The organism is Hymenobacter piscis, from assembly GCF_018760735.1.
GTDB lineage: Bacteria > Bacteroidota > Bacteroidia > Cytophagales > Hymenobacteraceae > Hymenobacter > Hymenobacter piscis.
Map to the genome: position 1 here is coordinate 266,276 of NZ_JAHHZN010000002.1, position 20,255 is coordinate 286,530.

The window sequence follows — 20,255 nt, forward strand, 5'->3', positions numbered from 1 at the left end:
TAAGCGTATAGCGGCAGGGCGCCGGCCTGAAAAATCCTTGTTTCCGAAACAGAATCAGCGTTTTGCCATTTGATTTTAACTCGCCGCGTCTGATATATTTGGTAACCAGCCCGCTGTTTTCCGGGCGGTTCCGCAGCTTTCTTCCGGCGTGTTGCTCCGGTTGGCGGCCCTCCTGCTCCCTTGGCGTTTCTTTTACCCCACCCCGGCTCCCCAGGCCGTGGTTGGTGCTTACGCTTCCTACCCAATTCCCCCACAACCATGAAAACAACCGTACCAATCCCGGGCCGTCGGCTCGGGGGCTGGGCCCGGCTGGCCCTGGCGGCCGGTATGGGCTGGCTCCTCCAGCCCGCTCCGGCGCAGGCCCAGTGCAACCAGCTCGTCTGGGCCGATGAGTTCAACACCCCCGGCAACTTCGATAAGTGGCAGGTGTACAATGGCGACGGCTGCGCAGAAGGCCTTTGCAACTTCGGCAACGCCGAGCTACAAGTCTACCGCCCCGGCAACGCCACCGTCACGGGCGGCTACCTCAACATTACCACGCGCTTCGAGAATTCCGTGGAAGGCGGGCGCACCTACAACTACACTTCCGCTAAGCTTCAGTCGAAAATACCCGCTACCGGCGCGCTGCAAACGTTCCGGTACGGCCGCATTGAGGCCCGCATGAAGCTGCCTTCGGCCCAGGGCGTGTGGCCCGCGTTCTGGATGCTGGCCGACCCCGGCAACTGGCCCTACACGGGCGAGATTGACATTATGGAGGCCAAGCACAAAAACCCCAAATCCACGGCCGGCACCATTCACTACGACGCCGGCGGCTGGCACTTCACGGGCCGCGAATATGGCTCCACCGTCGATTTATCCCAGGATTTCCACGTCTACGCCGTGGAGTGGAGCCCCGACCAGATCAAGTGGTTCGTGGACAACACGCTCTTCCACACGGCCTCGCCCAAAACGACCACGGGCGGCTCCTGGCCCTTCAACGACGGCAATTTCTACCTCATCCTGAACTCGGCCGTGGGCGGGCCCGGCACCGGCTTCACCGGCTACCAGAACCCCACCCCCTCCGACTACCCCACTACCACCCAGGTAGATTACGTGCGGGTTTACCAGGGCACCTACAACTACGCCGTAGCCGGTCCGAACGAAGTCCACCAGGGCGACCAGAACAAAACGTTTCGCCTCAACGCCATCACCGGCGGCACCTACTCGTGGTCGGTGCCCGCGGGCGCTACCATCGTGGGCGGCCAGGGCACCAACGCCGTGCTGGTGAATTTTGGCAGCGGCGCGGTGAGCGGCAACGTAACGGCCAGCGTGGCCGTGAGCGGCTGCCCCACGGCCACTTACACCAAGGCCCTGAGCGTAACGCCCGCCCTGCAGCTGGACCGGGTGTACGAGGATTTTGAGAGCAACCGCGTGCTCACCTACGGGGCCACTACCGGCGTGCTCACCCAGGCCGTGGCCAACCCCTCGGCCGTCATCAATACCTCCGCCCGGGTGGGCCGGTACGTGCGTAACGCCTCGGAGCAGTATGACGTGCTGAACGTGCGCAACCTGGGCATCAGCAACGCCAACGACTTCGTGTACGGCCGCCGCCGGGTATTCGTGGATGTGTATTCGACGGCCCCGGTGGGCAGTAAAATCACGATGCAGTTTGAGAACAGCAACGTGACCACGGCCATCAACTTTCCCTCGGGCCGGCACAGCGCCTACCGCGCTTACACCACCCGCCAGAATGCCTGGGAAACGCTGGAATTTGAGTTTGAGAAGGGCCTCGACGCGGGTACCAGCATCTACTCCATCAACAACGTATCCTTCCTGATGCAGCCGGCCACCAACTCCGGGGCCACGTTCTATTTTGATAACCTGCTCATCAAGAAACAGCCCGAAGCGCCCGTGGTGGCTACCGATGTGCTGCTCAACTACGACGGCACGGCCCGCCTGAGCTTCGATGCGGCCGGGACCAACGGGGCGTATTCGGTGCTGGCCAATCCCAGCAAAGTGGCGCCCAACACCTCCACTACCGTGGCCCGGTACGTGCGCAACGCCTCGGAGCAGTACGACGTGCTGTTTTTCGATGCCGCTCCGGCTGGTACCGTGGTAGAGGACGCGGCCCTGTTCAAGAACCAGACCTACCAGTTTCAGGTGGATGTGTACTCAACGGCCCCGGTGGGCACGCCCATCAACCTGACCCTGCAAAACAAGGCGTTGGCTTCCCCCCAGGGCTCGTTCCCGGCCGGCCGCAACAGCACGTATCTGGCCGCCACTACCCGGCAGAACCAGTGGGAAACCCTCACTTTCGCCTTCAATAATGCTCCCGACGGCGGGACGGCCAACGTGGCCATCGATCAGCTGGCCTTCCTGTTCAACAGCGGCGTGGCTTCCGGCGACACCTACTACCTCGACAACATCCGGGTAGCGAAGAAGGCCACTCCGACCTACGTGGCCGGCACCACCTTCGAGAACTACGATAACGTGCGGAACCTGCCCTTCCGCAAGGCCGATGGCACTTACGTGGCCCCCAGCGCCAACCCCGCGGCTTCGGGCAGCAACTCCTCGGCCAACGTGGCCCGCTACACCCGCAACGCCACCGCCCAGTACGATGCGCTGATGCTGACGACCACCCAGGTGAAGGACGGCAGCGCCTACGTGGCCGGCCAGAAGCGGTTTGCTCTGGACGTATACACCTCGGCCCCGGTGGGCACCATTGTATCGTGGCAGCTGGAAAGCAGCGCGGTTTCCAACTCCGGCAACTACCCCACCGGCCGGCACAGCGTGTACCAGGCCGTAGTAAAGCAAACCAACGCCTGGCATACGCTCACCTTCAGCTACACCGGCTCGCCCGATCCTGGCACCTCCGATGCCGACGTGGATAACGTGGTGCTGCTCTTCGGCCCGAATTCGACCAGCGGGGCCGTTTTCTACCTCGATAACCTGCGCAGCCTCACCGGCAACGCGGCCCCGGCCAACGTGGCGCCTACCGTCAGCCTGACTTCGCCCGCCAATAACTCCAGCTTCACGGCCCCGGCCACGCTGAGCCTGACGGCCAACGCTGCCGATGCGGATGGCACCATCAGCAAAGTGGAGTTCTACAACGGCACCACCCTGCTCAACACCGATACCAGCAGCCCCTACGCCTTCAGCTGGACCGGCGTGGCAGCGGGCACTTACAGCCTCACCGCCCGGGCTACCGATAACGCCGGAGCCGTCACTACCTCGGCCTCCGTGAACGTCACGGTTTCGGCCGCGCCTACCGCCCAGGCCATTCCGGGCACCATCCAGGCCGAAAGCTACGTGGCCATGCAGGGCATTCAGACGGAGCCTACCACTGATGCGGGCGGGGGACTGAACGTGGACTGGTTTGAAACCGGGGATTGGTTTGACTTCGATGCCCAGGTAGCCACGGCCGGCGCCTACACCGTGGGCTTCCGCGTGGCCAGCGCCACCGGCAATGCCACCCTGCAACTGCGCAACAGTGCCGGCACCGTGCTGGGCTCCGTGAACGTGGGCAATACCGGCGGCTGGCAAGCCTGGCAGACCATCAGCACCACCGTTACGTTGCCGGCCGGCACTCAGCGCCTGCGCGTGTACGCCTCGGCCTCTACGGGCTGCAACGTGAACTGGCTCTCGTTTGCCGCCGCCACGCCGCCCCCCGCTACCACCAACCTGGCCCTGAACAAGCCGGTTACGGTTTCGTCGGTGGAAAACGCGGGAACGCCTGGCAGCGCCGCCGTGGATGGCAACAGCACCACCACCCGCTGGAGCAGCGCCTTCACCGACGCTGAATGGCTGTACGTGGATTTGGGCGCGAGCTACAACGTGAACCGCGTGAAGCTGACCTGGGAAGGCGCTTACGGCCGGAACTACCGCGTGGAAGTATCGGCCGACCGCCTGGCCTGGACTGCCCTCAAAACGGTAACCGGCAACACCACCCTGCTCAACGACCACACCGGCCTGAGCGGCACCGGGCGCTACGTACGCATTCTGGGCACCCTGCGCGGCACGCCCTACGGCTACTCGCTCTACGAACTGGAAGTGTACGGCACCGCAGCCACCGGCGGCGGAACCGGCAGCACGGCCTGCACCGGCACCGTGGCCAACGGCGACTATTCTTACCAGGTATCGACTACCAACGGCACCGTAACCTGGCAGTTTAATCCGCTCACGCCCATTGCCGGCAGCAACCTGGCTCTCATCTACGTGAAGGTGGGCTCGGGCGGCTACGCGGGCTACACCATGACGGCGGCGGGCAGCAACTTCACTTTTGCCCAGCCCCAGACCGCCGGCGCGGCCCTGTCGTTCTATTTCACGTACCGCGTGGGCCCCAACGGACCGGAGCGCAACTCCAGCGCCACCCCGCACACCTACACGGCGGGTGCCACCTGCACCGCCAGCCGCACGGCCCTGGCCACCACCGCGGCCCCGGCCCCGGCGGCCCGCCTGTATCCCAACCCGGCCCACACCCACCTGATGGTTCCTACTACTGGCCCGGCCACGCTCATCATCACCGATGCCCTGGGCCGCCAGGTACACCGCCAGACTACCACGGCCGGACAGCCCACCACCGAGGTGGACGTGCAGGCCCTGGCGCCGGGCCTGTACTTCCTGACTCTGCGCGCCGCCCAAGGTCCGGCCACTGTTCAACGATTCACCAAAGAATAACCAGTTAAGATCCGGTGGCCCAACGGCCCTGCTGCTTACCGATATCTGAGTGAGAAAGCCGGAAAAGGGATGGAGTTTCTCCGTCCCTTTTTTTCCCTTTCCCGCTTTTTTCTTTCTTCTAACTCTGATGGCTATGATAAGGCGCATCCGGCCGTTTCCAGGCCCCCGAAAGGCATCCGCACGCCCCAGCTCGCTTACACTGGCCCTGGCCGTTCTGCTGCTGGCCACCGGCTCCGCCCGGGCCCAGAAGCTCAGCATGCTCCACGCCGAGGGCCCCCGGATGGTGGATGCCACCGGCCGCGAGGTGGTGCTGCGCGGCTACAACGTGGGCGGCTGGCTGCTCCAGGAAAGCTACATTCTGGGCACCGATACGCTCAACAGTCAGTGGCGCATCAAGCAGGGCCTGCTGCGCACCATGCCCGAAGCGGAGATGGAAGCGTTCTACCGCCAGTACCGCCAGCAGTTCATCACCCGGGCCGACATCGACTTTCTGGCCCGCCAGGGATTTAACTGCGTGCGCCTGCCCCTGCACTACGACCTGTTTCTGACGCCGGAGCAGCGCCGGGCCCGCACGGCCGTTATCCGCGACCCGGACAACGAGGCCACCCTGAACGCCTACGTGCAGCAGCTCAGCCAGTGGTACGACGCCAACGAGCTGTTCACCAGGCCGCAAAAGCTCGACGGCTTCCGCTACATCGACGACGTGGTGAAGTGGTGCGCCGCCAACCAGATGTACGTGGTGCTGGACCTGCACGCGGCCCCCGGCGGCCAGGGCACCGACCTGAACATCAACGACAACTTCCGCCCCCTCGACCTGTGGAAACGCCGCGACCAGCAGGGTCGCCTGATTTACCAGGACCTTACCGTGCGCCTCTGGGAGCAGTTGGCCGACCGCTACCGCCGGGAGCCCGCCATTGCCCTCTACGACTTCATCAACGAGCCCCACGGCCTCAACCCCGAAAACGGCCTGTCGGCGGATAACCAGGAGCTGAACGCGCTCTACTCCCGCCTGATTACGGCCGTCCGGGCCCGGCAGGACCCCCACCTGCTGCTGCTGGAGGGCAACGGCTACGGCAACGAGTACACCAATCTGACGCCTGATAAGCTCCAGGTCAGTGACAAAACCAACCTTGTGTATAACGGCCACCGCTACTGGTGCTCGAACGACCCGGCGCTTACTGACCCCAACCTCAACCAGCTCAATATGATAGCCAACCTGGTAGCCTTCCGGCAGCGGTGGCAGGTGCCGGTGTGGGTGGGCGAAACGGGCGAAAACTCCAACGACTGGTTTGCCACGGCCGTGCAGGGCCTCAACGCGGCCAACATCGGCTGGGCCCACTGGAACATCAAGCGGGTGAATTCCGGCGCGGGCCTGCTGCGGATTGCCCCCTACGGCAGCCTGCTCACCCCGCAGGGCCGCGCCGACCTGCTGCGCAACGCCCGCTTCGCCAACTGCCAGGTGAACCAGGACGTGCTCACGGCCCTCACCAAACCGGCCGACTACCAGGCCCCCTTCCGCCCGCTCACCATCCCCGGCACCCTGGCCGCCCCCGATTATGACCTGGGCCGCGACGGCATTTCCTACCACGACACCTACGCCGCCCGCACTGACTACCGCGACCTGACGCCCACCAACCAGGGCGAGGCTTACCGCAACGATGGCGTAGACCTTACGGCGGCTCCGCACCTGCCCGGCGGCTTTGCCGTGCAGAACCTGGCCGCCGGCGAGTGGCTCAACTACACCGTCACCGTCACCACGCCCGGTGCCTACGCGGCCCAGCTCCACCTGCAACCCGGTCCCGAAGCCGGCCGCCTGACCCTGGAATTTGATGGGAACGTGTGCGCTACCGCCATCGTCCCGCCCGGCACCGACTGGACTACCGTTGCCCTGAGCGTGCCGGCCCTGCCCGTGGGCTCGCACACGCTGCTTCTGCGGGTTGAGCAGCCCGTCCGCCAACTGGGCTGGCTGCGGTTTACCCCCGAAGTGCCCAAGGGCCTGGGCCGCAACTAAACCCGGCGTCGCCCTCCGCAAGCTTATTTCGCAAGCCTTTCTGCGGCTCCGACAGCTGTTACTCGCCGGGCGGGGCCAGGGTGGAACCGGGCGAGTCAGCCTCCTACGGCCCGCGGCCCGCCCGGCAGCCGCCGCAAAGCCTCGCAGGTTTTCGTACCTTGAACGTGCCATGAAGCTCGTAACCTCCCCCCACCCACCGCGTCGGGCTACCTGGTTTTCTTTCCTGACGCTAAGCAGACTGCTGCTGATCCTGTTCGGTGCCCTTCCCGCCAGCGCCATTCCGCCGGCCGATACGCTGCGCGTGAATGCCGCCCTGGAAGAAGTGTTCATCGAGCCCACGTTTTACAGCGTCCTCGAAGACCCTTCCGGCACCCTGACGCTGGAGCAGGTGCAGACACCCGAATGGGCCGGCCGGTTCCAGCGCGCCAGCACCCTGCCCACCACCACCATGGACCACCCCGGCGCGGCCTACTGGCTGCGCCTGCAGGTACAGGCCCGCGGTGAACTGCGCCAGCACTGGTACCTGGAGCTCTTCGATTCCCACCTCAACAACGTAGAGTTTTTCCCGCCCGATGGTACGGCACCGACCATTACTGGCGCGGGCCTGCCCCTGAGCACCCGCAAGTTTCCCTACAAGAACTTCCTCTTCCGCCTCCCCCTCCGCCCCGAGCAGACCCAGACCTATTACCTGCGGCTGGTATCGAGCTCCAAGACTACCTTCCTGAGCCGCCTGCGCACCGAGCAGCCTCTGGCCGTGCACTTCCAGACCGAGTACGGCCTGCTGGGTGGTTTCTATGGTATTCTGCTGATTATGGTGGTCTACAACCTGTGCATCTACCTCTTTATCGGGGAGCAGACCTACCTGCGCTACGTACTGTACGTGCTCAGTTGCAGCCTCGTGTTTTTATCGGAAGACGGGCTGGGCTTTCAGTATTTGTGGCCTACTCAACCCGCTCTTAACGAGCTCATTATTGCTGGCTCGCCCATTCTGCTGCTGCTTACGTTCAGCTACTACGCCCGCCACTTCCTCGACATCTCCCAGCGTCTGCCCCGCCTCGACCGGTGGGTGCGGGCCGTGGTGCTGCTGAGCGTGGGAGGCCTGCTTATCGATACTGCCTGGCTGCATTCGGGCTGGGGATTCTGGCTCTACCTGCTGCCGTATGGGCTTATCTATTACGCCGCCTACCGGGTGTGGCAGCGGGGCCAGCGCACCGCCCGCTACTTCCTGCTGGCTCACGCCCTGGTGGCCCTGAGCGTAGGCTTCCTGATTCTGCGCCGCCTGGGCATCGATACGTTCACCAATACGGCCACCGTGTACAGCATGAACGTGGCCTTTGTGGTCGAAGTCGTGGTGCTGTCCTACGCGCTGGGCGAGAAGATCAAGGCCATCAAGGATGCTACCATCCGCACCCAGGGCAAGCTGGTAAAGCAGCTGCGCAAGAAGCACGAGGTGCAAAACCAGTTGGTAGAGCAACTCCATCACAATCAGAGCCTGAAGGATCAGCTCAATTCCGAACTGGAAGGGTTGGTGGCCGAACGTACCGCCGAACTTAGCCGGCAGAGTGAAACCATTGCCGCCCAGAACCGGGAGCTGCTCCAGGCCAACGGCCTGCTGGCCCTCCAGTCGGCGGCCATTGAGAAGCTCAACAAAGAACTGCAACACGACCTGCAGGAGGTAAAAACGGCCCGGGTGCTTTCCAAGGAGGTTGATTTCGGCGAATTCAGCCAGATTTACCCCGACAAGGATGCCTGCCTGGCCTACCTGGCCAACCTGAAGTGGGGCGAGGGGTACCAGTGCCGCAAGTGTGGGCACGAGAAGTTCTGCGACGGGCGCGAGCCCCACTCCCGCCGCTGCACCAAGTGCCGGTACGTAGAATCGGCCACGGCCTACACCCTGCTTCAGAAGTGTAAGTTCTCCATTATCAAGGCCTTCTACGCGGTCTTCCTGATTTACACCCACCAGGGCAACTACTCTTCCCAGGAGCTTTCCCGCGTGCTCGACCTGCGCCAGGGCACCTGCTGGAGTTTCAGCCAGAAAGTGCAGGAAGCCATGCGCCGCCGCCGCCAGTCTCCCGACTTCGACGAGAACGAGGGCTGGACCCACGTGCTGCTCGACGCCACGACCCAGGACGCGGAAGAGTCCGCCACCTCGGAAGAATCGGTGGCCCGGGCCTAGGAAGCCGGAGCGCCGCCGTATCCTCCCAAGTCCGGGAGGCGGCCGGGTACCTCCCCTGATTCGTCCGGGTCATCCGCAGCCCGGGCCATAGGTGCCGGGTGGTTTGCCCTGCCCGGACAGCGGGGGCCGCAATGGTGCTCGAATGACCGTGGGCCAATGTTCAAATGATATTCCTATATTGGTATGTAAGTGCACACTCTGGCAATCGGAAGTGCATTTTTTTCGTCTGAAACACGTATTTTTTTAGTTGTTTTTTACGTGTTAGCCTCCGCTGTGAGGAACGCCATCGGGGGGCTGCTACAGGCTTTTGGCAGCTTTTTAGCGTGTGCAGTAAGCGTATAGATGGGTTGTGCTCTAAAACCAAAAACCGCCATTAAACAGCAGTAGAAGCGTTTTTGCCATTGCTTTTCCCAAACAAGGCAGGGTATATTTGACTATTCGGCGTGGCTGACTCCCGGGCTTGCCCCACGAAGTTGCCTCCTGCCTGGGTAATACATCACTCACCCGCTTACCGAATACGCTCCTTGCCGCCTCTGCCGTGGCAAACAACCAGCGGCCCGGCGGCTTCCCTTCCCGGCTGCCGGTTGCTGCTCCTCCGGACCCTGATGACTTACGCTTCCGCTGGTCCAAACGCTGACAACTTACAGCAACCTGATTTTCTATTTTTCCCGGTAGCCGGATTTTCCCAGGGTTCGGCAGCGTTTTCCCCACCGGTCTTCTACCTGTTTTCCCTTCCCTCAATTCCCACACATCAATGAACCAACACCTCTACACTCAGGCGTTGCGCCGGACTTTGTGGCTGGCCGCCTGCGGGCTGCCCGTGCTGCCCGCTCTGGCGGCCTCCCCCGCCCCGGCGGTTACTCCGGCTACCCGCGCTACCCTGGCCGACGTGCCCGTATCGGGCCGCGTGACGCAGGAAAACGGCGACCCGCTGCCCGGCGTCACCGTGATAGTAAAGGGGACGACCATTGGGGCCACTACGAACTCCGACGGTACCTTCACCCTGAACGCGCCCGAAAATTCTACCCTGATTTTCAGCTACGTAGGGTTTGTGCGCAAGGAAGTACCCATTACGGGGGCTACCAGCGGCATTGCCGTTACGATGGCGGAGGACCTGCGGGCCCTGAGCGAGGTGGTAGTAGTGGGCTACGGCACCCAGGAGCGCGGCAGCGTAACGGGCGCCGTATCGTCGGTATCGTCGAAGGAAATTGCCTCCCAGCCCGTAGCTGATGTTACCCAGGCCCTGCAGGGCCGGGCAGCCGGCGTTACGGTGACCTCCAACGGCGGTGCCCCGGGCGGCGCGGCCGGTACCTCCATTCGGGTGCGCGGCATCACGTCGGCGGGCAACAACAACCCGCTCTACGTAGTGGATGGCTTCCCGCTGCCGGATAACGTTGGCGAGAACCAGCTCAACGCCATCAGCCCCAACGACATTGAGTCCATCGACATTCTGAAGGATGCTTCGGCCACCGCTATTTACGGTGTGCGGGCAGCCAACGGCGTGGTTATTATTACCACCAAGCGCGGCAAAGCCGGCGTGTCGTCCATCAACCTGGATGCCTACCGGGGTATCCAGCAGGTGTGGCGCAAGCTGCCCCTGCTTAATGCGCAGGAGTACGCCGTCATCAACAACGAGAGCCGCATTGCCGCCGGCCTGCCCATCGTGGTAGACCGCCTGCGCAACCCCCAGACCCTGGGCGAGGGCACCGACTGGCAGGATGAGGTGTTCCGCCGGGCCGCCATCCAGAATTACTCTCTCTCGGCCACCGGCGGCAGCGAAAAAGCCCGCTTTGCCATTTCGGGCAGCTACTTCCAGCAGGATGGTACCATCGTGGGCTCCAACTTTGAGCGCTTCACGCTGCGCGCCAACGGCGACGTGCAGGTGAACCGGATTCTGAAAATCGGCAACAGCATCGCCCTCACCCATCTCTCCGACCGGCAGATTACCACCAACAGCGGCGAGTACGGCACCGTGCAGCAGACGCTGCGCATTCCGGCCATTCTGCCGGTGTTCCGGCCCGATGGCTACTACTATGAGCCCCGCGGCGGTCAGGACAACTTCATTGAGGAAAACCCCATTGTAGCGGCCACGCTCAACAACCAGCGCTTCACCCGCAACCGGGCCCTCACCACCCTGTTCGCCGAGCTGGAGCCCGTGAAGGGCCTGCGCTTCCGCACCAATGTGGGGGCCGACTTCGTCTTCGACAACTTCCGGGCCTTCCGGCCTTCCATTCCGGAATTGCGGGTTGATTTGCCGGGCGGTGGTCAGGAAACCTACAGCACCCGCTATAACCTGGCCGGCGCTACTGCCACGGCGGGCTACGCCCCGAGCTACCTGATTGAAAACACGGCCACCTACGACCACCTGTTTGCCGACCGGCACCAGGTAACGGTGCTGCTGGGCCAGTCGGCTCAACAGTTCAACTTCAGCAACGTGGAGGCTTTCCGCAGCGGCTACCTGCGCAACGATCTGCAGGTTATCAACTCAGGCCCCATCAACACCCGGCTCGGCAACGCGGGCCGGATTGACCCGGCGGCTCACCTGGCCAGCTACTTTGCCCGCCTGAACTACGAGTTTGCGGGAAAGTACCTGTTCCAGGCCATTGCCCGCTACGACGGATCCGGCAACTTCGAGCCCGGCAACCAGTTCGGCTTCTTCCCCGGCGTATCGGCCGGCTGGCGTATCTCGGAGGAGGACTTCCTCAAGGGCAACCGCGTCATCAGCAACCTGAAGGTGCGCGCCGGTTACGGTAAAGTGGGTAACCCCAACAACGCCGGCCGCTTCGCCTACCTCTACGCCATCAACTCCCAGATCAACTACCCCTTCGGGCCCAACGGCACCATTCAGAACGGTGCCGCGCCTACCCGCCTGGCCAACGCGGACCTGCGCTGGGAGAACAATAACCAGGCAAACCTGGGCTTCGACATCGGGTTGCTCGATAACCGCTTCGAGGCCACCATCGACCTCTATAACCGGAACTCGCCCAACCTGATTGCCCCGGTACCGGTGTCGTTGGTGTCGGGTACGTTTGAAAGCGTCAACCGCAACGCGGCTTCGGCCTACAACCGGGGCATCGACTTCTCGTTTACGTCGCGCAACGTGCAGGGCTCGGGCCAAAGCCTGAACTGGACGACGACGCTCAACGTATCGGCTTACAAAACCGAACTGGATGCCCTGGGCGTGGGAGAACCCTACGACGGGTTACGCCGCCTAGACAACATTGCCATCGTACGTTACGACGAGGGCCAGCCTTTCGGCTCCTTCTTCGGTTTCGTGGCTGATGGCCTGTTCCAGACTGAGGAGGAAGTAAGGGCCCACGCGGAGCAGAAGAATGCCGCCAGCGGCCCCAACGACCCCACCCGCGATACGGCCCCCGGCGACATCCGCTTCAAGGACCTGAACGGCGACGGCGTCATCAATGCCGACGACCGGACTTTCATCGGCAATCCGAACCCCGATTTCACCTACGGCATCAACAACACGCTGACCTGGAAGGGCTTCGACCTGAACGTGTTCCTGCAGGGCTCCCAGGGCAACCAGATCTACAACCAGAACCGCTACATTCTGGAAAGCCCCCTCTACGGCAACAGCAGCGGCAGCACCCGGGTACTGGACCGCTGGACCGGCCCCGGTACCAGCAACGAAGTGCCCCGGGCCGTGGCCAACGACCCCAACCAGAACCTGCGCGTGAGCTCCTACTTCCTCGAAGACGGCTCCTATATGCGCATCAAAACCCTCACCCTGGGCTATACGCTGCCGCAGCTGGTGCTCGACCGCATAGCCGCCAAGCAGGTGCGCCTCTACGTGACGGCCCAGAACCTGGCTACCTTCACCAAGTACACCGGTTACGACCCCGAGGTAGGTTCCAGTGGCGTCGATCTGGGGGTGTATCCGCAGCCCCGCGTATTCCTGGTCGGCCTCAATTTCGGTTTCTAGGCCGGCCGCTCTATCCTCAACAATTCCCTAACCAGCCTTTCGGATGAAATCCTTCACTAAGTATACTACCGCCACGCTCCTGACCCTGGGCCTGCTCACGGGTTGCGGCCGCGACTTCCTCTCGGAGTCGCCCACCGACCAGGTGACGGACGAAAACTTCTACAAAACCACCACCGACGCCATTCAGGCCACCACCGCAATTTACAGCGAGCTGGGCAAGGGCGGCCAGTACAACCAAGCCCTGTGGAGCCTCGGCGACATCGGGTCCGACATCTCCTACACCGGCGGCGGCGGCGGCGGCGACGGGATTGAGCAGCAGCAGCTCGACAACTTCAACATTCCGGCCACCAACCCCATTGTATCGCGCCTGTGGGGTGGCTGCTACATCGGCATCGGCCGGGCCAACATCGTGCTCCAGAAGGTGCCCGCGATGAGCATCGACCCCGCTATTCAAAAGCGCAGCATCGGCGAGGCCCAGTTCCTGCGGGCCAAGTACTACTTCGACCTGGTGCGGGCCTACGGCGACGTCCCCCTGCTCACTACCCCTCCTACCACTCCCGAAGAAGTGAACGTAGCGCGCAGCCCCGCAGCCGACGTGTACGCCCTGATTGTAAAGGACCTGACCGACGCCATCGACAACCTGCCCATCTCCTACAGCGGCGACGATCTGGGCCGGGCCACCAAGTGGGCCGCCACCGGCCTGCTGGCCAAGGTGTACCTCACCCAGGGCAACATGGCCGGAGCCGCCCAGCGCGCCCGGGAGGTAATTGCCAGCAGCGGCAAGAGCCTGTGGGCCAACTACGGCGACAATTTCAAGGTAGCCAACGAGTACGGCCGGGAGGCCCTGTTTGAAGTGGGCTACATTTCCGGTCGCAACGAATACACCTTCGACGGACTCGGCTTCGTAGGCAACGAGTTCTTCGGTCCCCGTGGCCAGGGCATCGTACCCCAGGGTGGCTACGGCTTCAACATTCCTGAAAACGACTTCGTGGCCGGCTACGAACCCGGCGACCTGCGCCGCGACGTAACCATCTGGGAGCCCGGCGACGAGTATCCCGACGGCCGCACTCAGCCGGCTACGCTGCCCGGTTCGCCCAACGGCTACGGCTGCAAAAAGTGGTTTGTCGGGAAGGTGAACACCAACGTCTGGGATTCGGAGCTCAATATTCCGGTGCTGCGCCTGGCCGAGATTTACCTGATTCAGGCTGAAGCCGAAGGCCCCACGGCCTCGGGTCTGGAAGCCATCAACAAGGTCCGCCGCCGCGCCTTCGGCGAAGACATCAACACCCCCGGCTCCCACGACCTGCGGGCGGGCCTGAGCGCCGACGAGTTCAAGCGGGCCGTGTGGCGGGAGCGTAAGTACGAGCTGGCCTTCGAGAACGACCGGTGGTTTGATTCCAAGCGGACGGGAGAATTGCTCACCGCTCCCCAGTACCTGCGCAAGGGCGTGAAGCCCTTCAACGTGGTGCTGCCCATTCCGCAGTCGGAACTTGATGTAAACTCCGGCCTGACCCAGAACCCGGGCTATTAATTACGTGTTGGCGGGACGCCGCCGGTTGGTGCCGGCGGCGACTCACCCCCATTCCCTCAAAAAATTCCCATGAAAAATATGGTACGCATGGCCCTGCTGGGCCTGCTGGCAGGTCCGCTGATGCTGGCCTCCTGCAAAAAGGACGGTGACGACAACGAGCTGGAAGGTCCGGTCCCGACTTCCACGTTCACGTTCCAGCCGAACACCACCGAGTTTCCCGTGGTCGTGACGTTCACGGCCACCAGCCAGAACGGCTTTATCTACGAGTGGAACTTCGGCGACAACAGCCTGGGTACCGGCAGCCCGGTGCAGCACGCCTACACCCGCGGCGGCTCCTACGAAGTAGAGCTGCTCACGGCCGGCCGCGGCGGCACCGGTATTTCGGACAAACAGACCGTAACCGTGCCCGACGGATGCTCTAATGCCGTGTTCAGCAAGCTGGTGGACTGCGCCGGCAGCGGCACCCGCGTGTGGTCCTTTGCCAATACGCCCGGCGCCATTGTGCGCGAGTCGGCCAGCGGCACGGTGCTCTCCACCTCTACCACCCTCAACAACTGCCAGCTCGACGACCAGTTCGCCTTCAGCAGCAACTACACGCTGGGCTATACCAGCGGCGGCCAGACGTTCAGCAACGGCAGCTGCGGCACCTCGGCTCCGAACGGGGGCAGCTTCGTGTTCCGGCCTAACCCGAGCGGCAACCCGCAGATTGTGCTCAAGGGCCGGGGCAACTTCGTGGGCCTGACCGATTCGGTAGCCAACAAGACCTACGACATCCTGGAAGCCACCGACACGAAGCTGCGCCTACGCGGCACCAACCCCGACGGCACCCGCACCATCATCACGCTGGCCCCCTTCGACGCCACGGCCCCCATCAAGCTGCTGCTCACCGGCGGCTCGTCGCGGACCTGGAAGCTCGACAACACGGTCGATGCGCCCATCGTGGTCGGTACCGAGGCGAACCCCATTGAATATTTTGCCGGCGTTAAGGCCGGGGAGTTGCCCGCCTGCCAGTCCGACGACGAGTACACCTTCTCCATGGACAACGTGTACACCTACAATGCCCTGGCCGAAACCTTCTCGGCAGCAGCTGGTTACGTGTGCAAAGCCCCTGAATCCGGCCCCTCGCCCTTCGTATTTGGCCCGGCTTCGGGCGCTGGTCTGGCCCAGTTCCGGCTCACGCGCACCGGCGCCTTCATCGGCGCCACCGATGCTTCCCCAACCGAGCAGGTCTACCGCATTCTGAGCATCGACGACCAGAAAATGACCCTCCGGGCCGGCAGTGGCCAGAATGGGGGAACGGTATTCACTATAAAGTTGGTTGTTAAATAACGGCCGCTTACCTACTGCCCCGGACCGCAGCCACCGCTTCGGTCCGGGGTACCCGGGAAAGTCGGCTGATTCGTTTGCTCCGATTTTCCTCTTAACCCTTTTGTAATGAAGTACGCTTTCCGCATGAGCACCATTAGCCGCTATTCCCTGGGTCTGGGGCTGGTCTGCACGCTGGGCCTGCTCGGGTGCACCGAGTCCAAGACCAAGAACGTGCCTACTCCCACGCCGCCGCCGCCCGTTACCACGGTTGCCAACGAGGAAGCCCGCGACTACAGCCAGTACACGGAACAGATCTGGGCCGATGAGTTTAACAGCGGGGCCCTCGACCAGAGCAAGTGGACCTACGAGCTGGGCGGCGGCGGCTGGGGCAACCAGGAGTTGCAGGCCTATACCAACTCGCGCGACAACGTGTACCAGGCCAACGGCAACCTCGTGATTCAGGCTCTGCGGCAGCAGTCGGGCAACAATGCCTACACCTCCGGCCGGCTCATCACCAAGGGCAAGCAAAGCTTCCGCTACGGCCGCCTCGACGTGCGGGCCAAGGTGCCCCAGGGCAAGGGCGTGTGGCCGGCCATCTGGATGCTGGGCGCCGACATTGACCAGAACAACTGGCCGGTTTGCGGCGAAATCGACATCATGGAGCTGCGCGGCAGCCGGCCCAATGAACTGTTGGCAACCATGCACTTTGGCAACAGCGCCAGCGACCATCGCTACAAGGGCACGACCAAAACCGTTGCCACTCCCCTCTCCGACGACTTCCACACCTACTCGGTGGTGCGCAGCAAGGACCTGCTCCGCTTTTTCCTCGATGGGGAGCTTTACTACACCTTCACCGGCAACGACGCCAGCCCGTTTCCCTTCAATAACCCGTTCTTCCTGATTCTGAACGTGGCCGTTGGGGGCAAGTTCGATGGCGACCCCGATGGATCGACGGTGCTGCCCCAGCAGATGCAGGTTGATTACGCCCGTTTTTACCAGTACAAGCAGTAGCCGCAGACGGTGGACCGGGGAGGCGTCAGCCACCCGGCTCCACCGTCTGGAGCGCTGGCCGCATCCGTTGATGCTACGGTCGGCTTCTGCCTCCCCGCCTTGCCTCTTTACTGAACCGTAGGGAGGTTTTTACCGAAGCCGGTCTGCCTGTTAGGGGTGCAGACCGGCTTTTGGTTTTTTGGGTGTTTACTCCACGGCCAACACCAGTCCTTTCAGGTAAGCCCCTTCGGGGTGGAACAGGCTCACGGGATGGTCGGCGGGTTGGGTGAGCCGGTGCAGGATGCGCGCCGGCCGGCCGGCCTCGATGGCCGCAGCCAGCACGGCCCCTTCGAACAACTCGGCCGATACTACCTGCGAGCAGCTGAAGGTGAACAGCAGGCCGCCGGGCGCAATCTGCCGGATGCCGGCCGCGTTCAGACGCTTGTAGCCCATCAGGGCATTGTGGCGGGCCGAAAGGTGCTTGGCGAAGGCCGGTGGGTCGAGCACGATGAGGTCGTACTGCTCTTGGCTGTTTTTCATGAAGCTGAACACGTCCTCGGCGTAGGCGGCGTGCCGGCTTTCGAGGCCGGTGAGGGCGGCGTTACGCTCGGTGAGCTCAATGGCGCGCTTGGAACTATCCACGGAGTGCACCAGCTCGGCCCCGGCCTGCAGGGCGTAGGAGCTGAAGCCGCCGGTGTAGCAGAACGTGTTGAGCACCCGGCGGCCGGGTGCGTAGCGGGCCAGCAGGCTACGGTTGTCGCGCTGATCAATGAAGAAGCCGGTTTTCTGGCCCGTTTCCCAGTCCACGGCGAAGGGCTGACCGTTTTCGTGCACTACGTGCTCCTGCCCGCTGCTGCCGCCGAACAGGTAGCCGTTCTGGGCCCCGGGCGCAGCTTTGGCCGGTACGGTTTCGGCGCTCTTGTCGTAGATGGCGCGCAGGCCGGGAATTACGGCTTTGAGGGCTTCGGCAATAAGCGGGCGGGCCTTGTACATGCCCGCGCTGTGCGCCTGCACCACGGCCGTGTCGCCGTACACGTCAATGATGAGGCCGGGCAGCCCGTCGCCTTCGGCGTGGGTGAGGCGGTACACGTTGGTGTTGCCGGTGCCGGTGAGGCCCAAACCCTGGCGTAGCTGGTAAGCGTTGCGCAGGCGGCCCTCCCAGAACGCCGCGTCGGGCAGCCGGGATTCGGGGCCGAAATCGAGCATGCGCACGGCAATGGAGCCGGGGGCGTAGTGGCCCACGCCCAGCACTTCGCCGTTGGGCGCCTGCACCGTTACCACTTCGCCTTCCGTTACCTCGCCCTGCAACCGGGCAATGGCCCCCGAGAACACCCAGGGGTGGCGGCGGCGCAGGGACTGGTCTTTTCCGGGTTTGAGGGTAACGATGGCAGCAGACATGGCAGCGGGAATAGCAAAATGGACTACAAAGGTAACAGTCTGCCCCGCCCCGCCCAGCGCGGCCGGAATCTACCCCGGCCGGGGGCTATTGGAAGGGGTCGATATACGCCACCAGCACCGCCAGCGCCGCCAGCCCCAGCAGAATGGCCCACACCGGCCCGCCCCAGATGAGCAGGCCAAGGAGAGCAATGGGCCCCACTACCAGCCCCAGCACGCCCAGCACGGTGGTTCCCAGCCCAACTTCCTGCATTGCTTGGGTGCCCGCCGCTGCCCGGGGTGCTGGCCGGAGCATGGTGCGTCGGCGCGGAGCCGCCGTGGTAGCCTGAGCCACGGTCCGCCGCAGCTGTTGCCGCACGGCCCGGGGCCGCATGGTGCGCATTGGCCGAGCTGACGCGGCCGTTTGCGCTGCCGTAGTACCTGGGTCGGCGTCCGTTACCGGATTCGGCGGCGTAATCAGCGCGGAGCCGGCCGGGAGGCTGGGGGCCGTGGTTGCACTGGGTTGGAACGAATATGTTGGGCGGGTGCTCTGACAGCCTGCCAGGATCAGCAGGGCGCCGAGGGCAACCAGCAGGGAGGCAAGCGGACGACGGGCGGCGGGAGTAGAAGCAGGCATGGGTAGGAGTCAGATGGGCGGCAAGATACGCGGCTTACCGGGGCCGTATACGGCAACCCGCCCGTTCGCGCTGCCTGCTGCGGCCGCGCCCAGCCTTATTGCCCGGCCGGCGCCCCGAACCAGCGCCGGTAGATGGGCCGCCGCCAGGCAAACTGCGCCCACACGGCCGGCCACAGCAGCCGGTCGAGCACCGGCGTGGCGGTGCGGTACTCCACATCCTCCACGATGTAAGTGCCGCCGTCGGGGGCGGGCTGGAGCAGGTGGCGGTGCTGCCAGTAGCGCAGCGGCGCGGGTAGCTGCTTGCCCTCATCCACGAAGTAGTAGGTGCCGTTGGCCGTGATGCCGTGGTCGGTGATGAGGGAGGTCCAGCGCTGACGTAGCGGGCCGGCGCCCAGCTCCAGGTGCACCTCGTCGCCCCGGTGGCAGCCATCGAAGCTCAGCAGCCGGAAGGGCGGAAAGGGCGGGGCCAAGGCCAGAAACAGGTCCCGGGTAAAGCCCTGCCACACCTCGGCGGGGGCGGCGGCAACGTGGGTGCGCAGGTAGAGGTTCATAGCAGCCTTAACCCCAGGCGGGGGCGGCGGGTTTTGGAGAAGCGCTTACTTCGGCATGAACCAGTGCAGGTAGCCGCAGTGGTCGCACTCGTAGCAGACGGCATGCGGGTCGGACCAGTCGGAAGTGAACAGCCCGGCGCGCTCCAGCTTCACCTCGTTGCGGTGGAAGCCCTAGTGCCCACAGATAACGCACCGGAGCGTGTGGCCTTTTATTTCTACCCGAACGGGTTTTGGCGCGTCGAACAGGCCCATACTGCTTCTCTGGTTAACCTTTATCCCTGTGTAACTATGCCCAGGTGACTATTTCTCATTCATTACTGCCATAGCATCTACTATCGTAAAGCTATGGTCATCGAAAGTCAGAAATTTTCCGTTACCGATTCCCCGTAGTCCAGTTGGAGGAGAATCACCAAAACGTTTGATTTTATCCTTCCTGTTCCACCAGAAGAAACACGTGTCCTCGTAGGAACCACAGAAAATAACGTTGCTACGCGTGGTGGTTAGCGCGTGGCTACCACAAAAGTCATCCGGGGCTTCCTGGTGTATAATCTGGTAGTCAGTAAGACGTAGCTCCACCAAGGGAAAGTCAGTGTAGGGATAGAACAGAATACTGTCTTTACCCAGTTTGCACATGCAATAGCAGTCCAGTATAAAATGAGCAGAGTTGCTTGAGTTGAACCCCCAAAGCTGCTGACCATCAAAGTTGAACACGGCCAATCCGTCACTACTGGGTTTACCGCTACCGATACCTTCGTCAAAATAAGAAATAACAATTTTCCCATCCTGCACCAAAACATCCTGAACCGCATCTCCCGCGTTGAACGTCAACAGTTTATTACCGCCAACTCCAAAAATATGACCGTTGTCTTGCGGGCCACGCCGGGATTCTACCACCAAGAACCGGCTATCATCAATTTTTCTGATCAGCGGAAATCGAAACTGCTGATGCAGCGACAGTTGCCACTCGTTGATCCAAACTTCCCAATTGCTCAGCAAGGCAATAAAGTTGCCTTGCTCATCCGCATCGAGGCTGAGTATTTGGAGCTTGCCAGAGGCAAGGGGGTAGAGGGTCTGGAAATTCAAT

At 63.0% G+C, this 20,255-nt stretch carries 11 protein-coding genes; 7 read left to right on the plus strand and 4 right to left on the minus strand.

Features of this window, described 5'->3' with window-relative positions:
* Window positions 1-258: 258 nt before the first annotated feature.
* The 7 genes from KLP40_RS03320 to KLP40_RS03350 all read left to right on the plus strand — a co-directional run bounded on the left by KLP40_RS03320 (window position 259) and on the right by KLP40_RS03350 (window position 16,630).
* Entirely contained in the window at window positions 259-4,656 is a 4,398-nt protein-coding gene (locus tag KLP40_RS03320; protein WP_215592198.1) for a carbohydrate-binding protein, read from the plus strand.
* 127 nt (window positions 4,657-4,783) lie between these two features.
* The gene (locus tag KLP40_RS03325; protein ID WP_215592199.1) at window positions 4,784-6,667 is read left to right on the plus strand and encodes a cellulase family glycosylhydrolase; all 1,884 of its coding nucleotides are present in this window, start codon (window positions 4,784-4,786) and stop codon (window positions 6,665-6,667) included.
* Window positions 6,668-6,836: 169 nt separating this feature from the next.
* A complete protein-coding gene (locus tag KLP40_RS03330) occupies window positions 6,837-8,843 on the plus strand; it encodes a 7TM diverse intracellular signaling domain-containing protein (RefSeq protein ID WP_215592201.1) in 2,007 nt (668 codons plus the stop codon).
* Between the two features lie 754 nt (window positions 8,844-9,597).
* Window positions 9,598-12,780, plus strand: a complete 3,183-nt coding sequence (locus KLP40_RS03335) for a SusC/RagA family TonB-linked outer membrane protein (RefSeq protein WP_215592202.1) — start codon at window positions 9,598-9,600, stop codon at window positions 12,778-12,780.
* A gap of 43 nt (window positions 12,781-12,823) precedes the next feature.
* Window positions 12,824-14,311, plus strand: a complete 1,488-nt coding sequence (locus KLP40_RS03340; RefSeq protein ID WP_215592203.1) for a RagB/SusD family nutrient uptake outer membrane protein — start codon at window positions 12,824-12,826, stop codon at window positions 14,309-14,311.
* Window positions 14,312-14,380: 69 nt separating this feature from the next.
* Window positions 14,381-15,640, plus strand: a complete 1,260-nt coding sequence (locus KLP40_RS03345) for a PKD domain-containing protein (protein ID WP_215592204.1) — start codon at window positions 14,381-14,383, stop codon at window positions 15,638-15,640.
* Between the two features lie 105 nt (window positions 15,641-15,745).
* On the plus strand, window positions 15,746-16,630 hold the full coding sequence (locus KLP40_RS03350) for a glycoside hydrolase family 16 protein (protein ID WP_215592205.1): 885 nt from the start codon (window positions 15,746-15,748) through the stop codon (window positions 16,628-16,630).
* A 186-nt stretch (window positions 16,631-16,816) separates the two neighbouring features.
* Here the strand turns inward: KLP40_RS03350 and KLP40_RS03355 are convergent, their stop codons facing one another.
* The 4 genes from KLP40_RS03355 to KLP40_RS03370 all read right to left on the minus strand — a co-directional run bounded on the left by KLP40_RS03355 (window position 16,817) and on the right by KLP40_RS03370 (window position 20,254).
* Complete coding sequence (locus tag KLP40_RS03355) at window positions 16,817-18,007, minus strand: class I SAM-dependent rRNA methyltransferase (RefSeq protein WP_215592206.1); 1,191 nt, start codon at window positions 18,005-18,007, stop codon at window positions 16,817-16,819.
* Between the two features lie 85 nt (window positions 18,008-18,092).
* Window positions 18,093-18,620: a hypothetical protein gene (locus tag KLP40_RS03360; protein ID WP_215592208.1), complete on the minus strand. Its 528-nt coding sequence runs from the start codon at window positions 18,618-18,620 to the stop codon at window positions 18,093-18,095.
* Between the two features lie 95 nt (window positions 18,621-18,715).
* Complete coding sequence (locus KLP40_RS03365; RefSeq protein WP_215592209.1) at window positions 18,716-19,171, minus strand: SRPBCC family protein; 456 nt, start codon at window positions 19,169-19,171, stop codon at window positions 18,716-18,718.
* 300 nt (window positions 19,172-19,471) lie between these two features.
* Entirely contained in the window at window positions 19,472-20,254 is a 783-nt protein-coding gene (locus tag KLP40_RS03370) for a hypothetical protein (protein ID WP_215592210.1), read from the minus strand.
* Window position 20,255: the final 1 nt, after the last annotated feature.

Bases quoted from the DNA above. Each gene is read 5' to 3' on its own strand.
- KLP40_RS03320 (WP_215592198.1), top strand. From the start codon at position 259: ATGAAAACAACCGTACCAATCCCGGGCCGTCGGCTCGGGGGCTGGGCC.
- KLP40_RS03325 (WP_215592199.1), top strand. From the start codon at position 4,784: ATGGCTATGATAAGGCGCATCCGGCCGTTTCCAGGCCCCCGAAAGGCA.
- KLP40_RS03330 (WP_215592201.1), top strand. From the start codon at position 6,837: ATGAAGCTCGTAACCTCCCCCCACCCACCGCGTCGGGCTACCTGGTTT.
- KLP40_RS03335 (WP_215592202.1), top strand. From the start codon at position 9,598: ATGAACCAACACCTCTACACTCAGGCGTTGCGCCGGACTTTGTGGCTG.
- KLP40_RS03340 (WP_215592203.1), top strand. From the start codon at position 12,824: ATGAAATCCTTCACTAAGTATACTACCGCCACGCTCCTGACCCTGGGC.
- KLP40_RS03345 (WP_215592204.1), top strand. From the start codon at position 14,381: ATGAAAAATATGGTACGCATGGCCCTGCTGGGCCTGCTGGCAGGTCCG.
- KLP40_RS03350 (WP_215592205.1), top strand. From the start codon at position 15,746: ATGAAGTACGCTTTCCGCATGAGCACCATTAGCCGCTATTCCCTGGGT.
- KLP40_RS03355 (WP_215592206.1), bottom strand. From the start codon at position 18,007: ATGTCTGCTGCCATCGTTACCCTCAAACCCGGAAAAGACCAGTCCCTG.
- KLP40_RS03360 (WP_215592208.1), bottom strand. From the start codon at position 18,620: ATGCCTGCTTCTACTCCCGCCGCCCGTCGTCCGCTTGCCTCCCTGCTG.
- KLP40_RS03365 (WP_215592209.1), bottom strand. From the start codon at position 19,171: ATGAACCTCTACCTGCGCACCCACGTTGCCGCCGCCCCCGCCGAGGTG.